The sequence below is a fragment of the Cryobacterium inferilacus genome (genome assembly GCF_019599185.1).
Classification (GTDB): domain Bacteria; phylum Actinomycetota; class Actinomycetes; order Actinomycetales; family Microbacteriaceae; genus Cryobacterium; species Cryobacterium inferilacus.
The window spans coordinates 1-5,102 of sequence record NZ_JAIEUL010000041.1 but is presented as its reverse complement, the minus strand read 5'-3'; the positions used below and the strand labels follow the sequence as shown (position 1 = coordinate 5,102).

Genomic DNA, 5,102 nt, shown 5'->3' with positions numbered 1-5,102 from the left:
GATTGCTGCCGAAGTCGCACGCGCCGCACATGAAGTGCAGTGTCTCCCAACCGACATGTCTCATAAGCCATGGGATATGAGAGTTGATTTGTGTCCTGACGTGCCAAGACGCCATTCTGCAGCTTTGGGTGCGAGCGGGAAAAGTGAATACGACAGTCGACGTCAAGCGCTTTTCTTAGAGCCAGCCCGAGGCCGGTAGGCACGCACGATGGCGGCGAGGACGAGCCCGAGAAGAACTATTGCGCTGATAGGGATCGCCCACAACGCAGTAAATCCGACCACTGCCGGCCAGACTGCTTCAGGGCCGTCCAGGCTGCTCCATTGCTCGCCGCGCGATCTACCAATATTGACGTAGGCAACAACGCCAACGAGCGTGAGAATGCTCAACCCGAGCAGGCCGGCTGCCGCTGCTATCCAACGCTTCATGTTCTTCTCCCCCGAGTGACCCGATTCAACACGGTCGCATTGATCTCTTGGATTGGCAAGCAGAAGAACAGTCACTGCCAGGATTATTGGAACGACGTCCCGCTGAGGCGGGGCTTTCGTAACTGATGTGCGCGGTGTATCGAAACCTGAAGTGTCTTGAATCCCATTGGTTGTGAGACTCTACAGGCGGCGATGAAGAGTGAACCGGCGGTCAGTCGGCAGTTCCTTCCCGCGCATGGTGACCACGACGGTACCCAAGTCGGCGATGGCTACGAAACCTGACGGCTGCTGGTTCCGGACTCGAAGAGCGAAGCCGACTCCATCGACAACGATCTGAGTGAACTCCCACTCCGACCAGTCCACGACACGGGCCTCCTCGGCAATCTCTTCCATTCGGATGGCCAGCGAGTCTCGCGAGTAGGTCTGGTCAAGCATGACAAGAAGGGCTTCCCTAACGGCCAGCTCCGCCATAGTTCGTGCGTCATCGACGACGCCTGTGACCTGCCCAGCTTCGTTCATCCGCTGACCGGTGCGCTCCATAGTGCGAATGATGAAAGCAGACGGCCCGACGTCCGCTCCGACACGTATTGAGATGTCCGTGCCGGGCGTCGAACCCGCGTCCCAAGCTATCGGGATGGATGGATCGGTGGGGCTCAAGAGAATCATTTCTGGCCGCCTTCGTCGGTGATGTGCTTCCCAACACGTCGAGTGTCAGTGGCTCAGGATTCACCTGAACGTGCGTCGTTAGCAAGCCCCTCGACCCCGTAACTCTCGAAGTGAGGTGTTTCGCAACCTGAGTGACTCATATCCCATGGGATACGAGACATCGAGGATCGCTCGCTCACGAGCCGAACGGCAGCTGACTTGTCTCGTATCTGGACCTGTCTTGCATCGGTAGAGATAAAAGACATCTGAGCTAGCTTGGGTCGACGTCGTTGGGTTCGTTCGTATACGGTGGGGCGGAGTTAGGGGGACGCGCGTGATCGATCAAGGCATGCAGAGTGCGGTCGCAAAGGCGTTCGCCCGGATGGGTTCGAACCGTAACCCTCCGTTCGCGTCCCGCGAGGAGTACCTCGCGGACTGCCTCGACATCCACCGCACCTATATCGACGGGCAGCCGCCCGAAGAGCAGGTGCGTCTTTGGATCGATCTGCTCGAGGACCCTGTGGCACCGCTGAAGAACGTTGTCTCACCCCACGTGCACGGCGTGTTCGCCCTTGCCTCTCGCGCGTTCGCAGACTCTCCTGGCGCGAGCGACCAGCTAGTCCTACCAACCAGCGGTGCATTCAGCGGTGATTTCGCCAGCTGGCAGCAGGAAGGTGTCCGGGCCGGTACTTTCATCTCCTACGAACCTCCACTCGATACGATCGCCGTGATCCTCCGCACACCTCCCCCGCAGTCCCGCTTGCGCACATCTACAAACGCGAGCGGCGCATTGCTGAATGCAGAGGGAATCCGCGCCGACCTCATCCAAAGAGTGCTGGCTCAGGTCGATCCGCAGTAACTCTCCTAGCCCCGCATCTCGTACGCACCATGAGACGCCTCCTAACCCACGGGCTATCAGACGTCAAAGATCGCCCGCTCACGCGACAACCGCAGCTGACTTGTCTCGTATCCGGACGCGCCTCGCATCCGTAGGGTTGTGAAACAGGAGGAGCCCGCTTAGCGCGTTGTACCGAAACCCCCGGTGCAGCCAGGCCGCCAGGGGTGTGGTGTCACGCTCGAGTCTGGAAGGCGAGAGTGATGTACGGAAGGTAGTCGCGCGCCACCACCGCAGTGACTATCCGGTCGCCGAGATCTGCTCCTACCGAGTAGACGTGTGGATCGGAGTCGATGCGCAGGCCGGGTACGTTGACGCCGTCCAGCGGAAAGCTCACGCGCTCGACGTGACGCTCGGTCACGGGCGAATCTAGAGTCCCGGGGAACCCGCCCTCGACCCGTTGCTCGCGGAACGTATTCATCAGAATGTGGTTTGTGTGCGCGACTAGAACCGACTCGGGTGTTTGCCATTCCACGTCGAGGACCCTCGTAGTTGTCACGGCCTCCCACAAGGATGGGTACCGCGCCAGCTTTCGGAATTCCAGCATCCATTTCGGCAGCGGATTGCTCGGCTCCTGCTTGAGTGAGCTCTCCTCTCCAAGGTCCGCAAGGTTGGCGGGATCGTCATGATCCTTGGGGTTCTTCCACAAGGTGTAGCTGATAGCCACCGATTCCGGGGTAGCTTGACCTCCGTTTGTGGAGGAGCCAACAGTGCCTACGCCAAGTTCAGAAAGGGACGGTTGGGCAAGAAAGCCGATCACCGGCGCCCCAAACATCTCGGCTGCGGTGTCGACGGTCGGCGGCGGCGGAATGTCCATCGGTTCACGGTCTGCGAAGTGCATGGGCCCAATCTAGTCAAGGCGTCCTCCCACCACGCCGGTTCTGCTGCAGATCGCTCCGCGAACGACCCTGGTCTATCTCAGCCGTCGAGTCTCACAACCCAAGAGCCTCATATCCCATGGGATAGAAGACACGGGCACGTCGCCATCCGTAGACTCGGCACATGGAAGCCGTGATCCGAACAGTTTCGGCGAATGACGGCGTACACATCTCCTACTCGGTTTTCGACGGGACTAACCCCGCCGTTGTGATTTTGCATGGCCTCGCCGGGAGCAGTCGGGAATTCGTACCAACGGCGCGCGCGCTGTGGGGTCGGAAGATCGTTCTGATTGATCAGCGCGGCCACGGGCTCAGCACGCAACTCCCTGCGGACACCTCCCGAGAGGCGTTCGTTGATGATGTAGTCCGAGTCATCAAGGCGGAACAGTCCGATGCCGTCGACCTCGTAGGTCAGTCAATGGGAGCGCATACCGCGATGCTCGTCGCGTCCGCTCATCCAGACTTGGTGCGCCGCCTGGTGCTCTTGGAAGCGAACGAGGGCGGAGGATTCCCCGAAGACCACGCTGCATTAGGCGACTTCTTCCGCTCGTGGGAGGTGCCTTTCACAACTCGTGAATCGGCTTCCTCAGCACTGGGTGTTGGTCCCCTTGCTCAAGCATGGGCGGCAGATCTGCAGGAACGTCAGGACGGTTTCTACCCACGCTTCGACCCCGACGTCATGGTCGCAGCCATTTCCGCGGTAGCGGTCCCACGCTGGAAGGAATGGCAAGCGGTGGCCGCGCCGACACTCGTCGTTTACGCCGACCAGGGCATGTTCACGGAAGAGCAGAAAAGCACCTTTGTGTCACGCGGCGCGAACGTCTTGCGTGTGGACCTTGCCGATGCCTTGCACGATGCACACCTTGATGCATTCGACCAATGGATCGTCGCGCTGCGCGACTTCATCAACGCACACTAAGGATTCCTGCGCTCCCCTGGCCGGGGGCGACTACAGACGACAGCGTCGCGTATCTTACGTGTCTCATATCTCATGGGTTTTGAGACGCGGGAACTCACCTTTCAAACGACGAGCGGCAGTTGATTTGTCTCGCATCCTCACCTGTCTCGCATCCGTAGGGTTTCGAGACAAGAAGCTAGTCATGCGTCGGGCAACGACGGCCGGGGCGTCGCCATGTCGAACGGCACAAGCACCGACGGTCGCAACGAGGACAACTCTGCAGGACTAGATGCCGCTGTTCTTGCGTCGAATTTTGAGGCGATACCCCATCCAGAATGCGCCGAGGCCAAACAGGATGAATAGGACACTGACGAGCTTCCCATCCGTGAGAAAGATCCCCAGCGTGCCCAGGACGACGAAGAGTCCGCCGAGCAGCATTGTTGGCGTCGCACGGTCCGTGTAGTCCTTTTTCACTAGAGCGCTCCAAGCAACGCGACCGCCACGGCGGAAGTGGATCTGATGACCCGGTTGCTGAGGAAAGTAACTGTCAACATGAGATCCCACAAGGTCTACTTCGCCGGCATAGGAGTAGTCGGGTGTCGGTTGCCTGTCTCTCATCCTGACCCGTCTCCCATCGGTAGGGTTTCGAGACAACCTGGTTGGAGGACACCGCGACTATGCGCGTCTGCCTTGGGGTAGCGAGACGCTTCGTGATCTTTAGCTCCGGGTAATCTCCACCGCTGGGCGGAGGTCTTCTTGACTCAACCTGCGTAGCGTGGGCATCCGGGACACATTACTTGCCGACGGGGTGGACGTCAGATTACTTCCACCCGTTGCAATCCCGTTCAATCGAACAAGAGGAGACAAGCATGACGCAATCGATTCATGCAGCCAAAATCTTTGGCGACAAGGTTGATCCGCGCGTGCGGCTCGTCGCACTTTTCGGAGGCGAAGTACCGGAAGGTGGTCAGCCACCTGCACCGGCTTTGGCGTGGGCGCGTGGAGTCCTTCGAGACAGTCCGTCTGAGAGCAACGTCGCCGCGATCTCCATCCTCCGGCGGGCCAAACCCGAGATGACCTTGAAAACCGCGACATTCCTCGCTGCCCACGCGATCAGAAACTAACTAGATCCAGAGTCCGCCGTTGATCGGCAGCGGTTCTCGGTGCCGGGAGGGGCGCCTCGGCAGTGCCTTGTAACCTCCCCGCCTCATAACCCATGGGTTTTGAGACGCGGGAACTCACCTTTCAAACGACGAGCGGCAGTTGATTTGTCTCGCATCCTCACCTGTCTCGCATCCGTACGGTTATGAGACAACCACGTATGACGGCCACAGTGGGATTGCGAGCGCTAGCGAACTAC

The 5,102-nt window shown here is 59.5% G+C and carries 7 protein-coding genes; 3 read left to right on the top strand and 4 right to left on the bottom strand.

From position 1 onward, the window contains the following. Positions 1–162: 162 nt before the first annotated feature. Together K2F54_RS18725 and K2F54_RS18720 are read right to left on the bottom strand one after the other, a co-directional pair. Positions 163–501: a hypothetical protein gene (locus K2F54_RS18725; protein WP_220607374.1), complete on the bottom strand. Its 339-nt coding sequence runs from the start codon at positions 499–501 to the stop codon at positions 163–165. Between the two features lie 105 nt (positions 502–606). After that, a complete protein-coding gene (locus tag K2F54_RS18720) occupies positions 607–1,092 on the bottom strand; it encodes a hypothetical protein (RefSeq protein ID WP_220607373.1) in 486 nt (161 codons plus the stop codon). A 313-nt stretch (positions 1,093–1,405) separates the two neighbouring features. Between K2F54_RS18720 and K2F54_RS18715 the strand changes: the two genes are divergently transcribed. Beyond that, positions 1,406–1,930 (top strand): hypothetical protein, encoded by a 525-nt coding sequence (locus K2F54_RS18715; RefSeq protein WP_220607372.1) that lies wholly within the window; start codon positions 1,406–1,408, stop codon positions 1,928–1,930. Positions 1,931–2,141: 211 nt separating this feature from the next. On the opposite strand, the gene K2F54_RS18710 is transcribed toward K2F54_RS18715, so the two are convergent. Next, positions 2,142–2,807, bottom strand: a complete 666-nt coding sequence (locus K2F54_RS18710; RefSeq protein ID WP_220607371.1) for a hypothetical protein — start codon at positions 2,805–2,807, stop codon at positions 2,142–2,144. Positions 2,808–2,968: 161 nt separating this feature from the next. Between K2F54_RS18710 and K2F54_RS18705 the strand changes: the two genes are divergently transcribed. Continuing rightward, positions 2,969–3,763, top strand: coding sequence for an alpha/beta fold hydrolase (locus K2F54_RS18705; RefSeq protein WP_220607370.1), 795 nt, complete (start codon positions 2,969–2,971; stop codon positions 3,761–3,763). 264 nt (positions 3,764–4,027) lie between these two features. Here K2F54_RS18705 and K2F54_RS18700 read toward each other — a convergent pair whose 3' ends face one another. Further along, the gene (locus K2F54_RS18700; RefSeq protein WP_220607369.1) at positions 4,028–4,216 is read right to left on the bottom strand and encodes a hypothetical protein; all 189 of its coding nucleotides are present in this window, start codon (positions 4,214–4,216) and stop codon (positions 4,028–4,030) included. Between the two features lie 395 nt (positions 4,217–4,611). Between K2F54_RS18700 and K2F54_RS18695 the strand changes: the two genes are divergently transcribed. Beyond that, positions 4,612–4,866 carry a hypothetical protein gene (locus tag K2F54_RS18695; protein WP_220607368.1) on the top strand — a complete coding sequence of 85 codons (255 nt, stop codon included), beginning with the start codon at positions 4,612–4,614 and terminating at the stop codon, positions 4,864–4,866. Positions 4,867–5,102: the final 236 nt, after the last annotated feature.

Bases quoted from the DNA above. Each gene is read 5' to 3' on its own strand.
- K2F54_RS18720 (WP_220607373.1), bottom strand. From the start codon at position 1,092: ATGATTCTCTTGAGCCCCACCGATCCATCCATCCCGATAGCTTGGGAC.
- K2F54_RS18710 (WP_220607371.1), bottom strand. From the start codon at position 2,807: ATGCACTTCGCAGACCGTGAACCGATGGACATTCCGCCGCCGCCGACC.
- K2F54_RS18705 (WP_220607370.1), top strand. From the start codon at position 2,969: ATGGAAGCCGTGATCCGAACAGTTTCGGCGAATGACGGCGTACACATC.
- K2F54_RS18695 (WP_220607368.1), top strand. From the start codon at position 4,612: ATGACGCAATCGATTCATGCAGCCAAAATCTTTGGCGACAAGGTTGAT.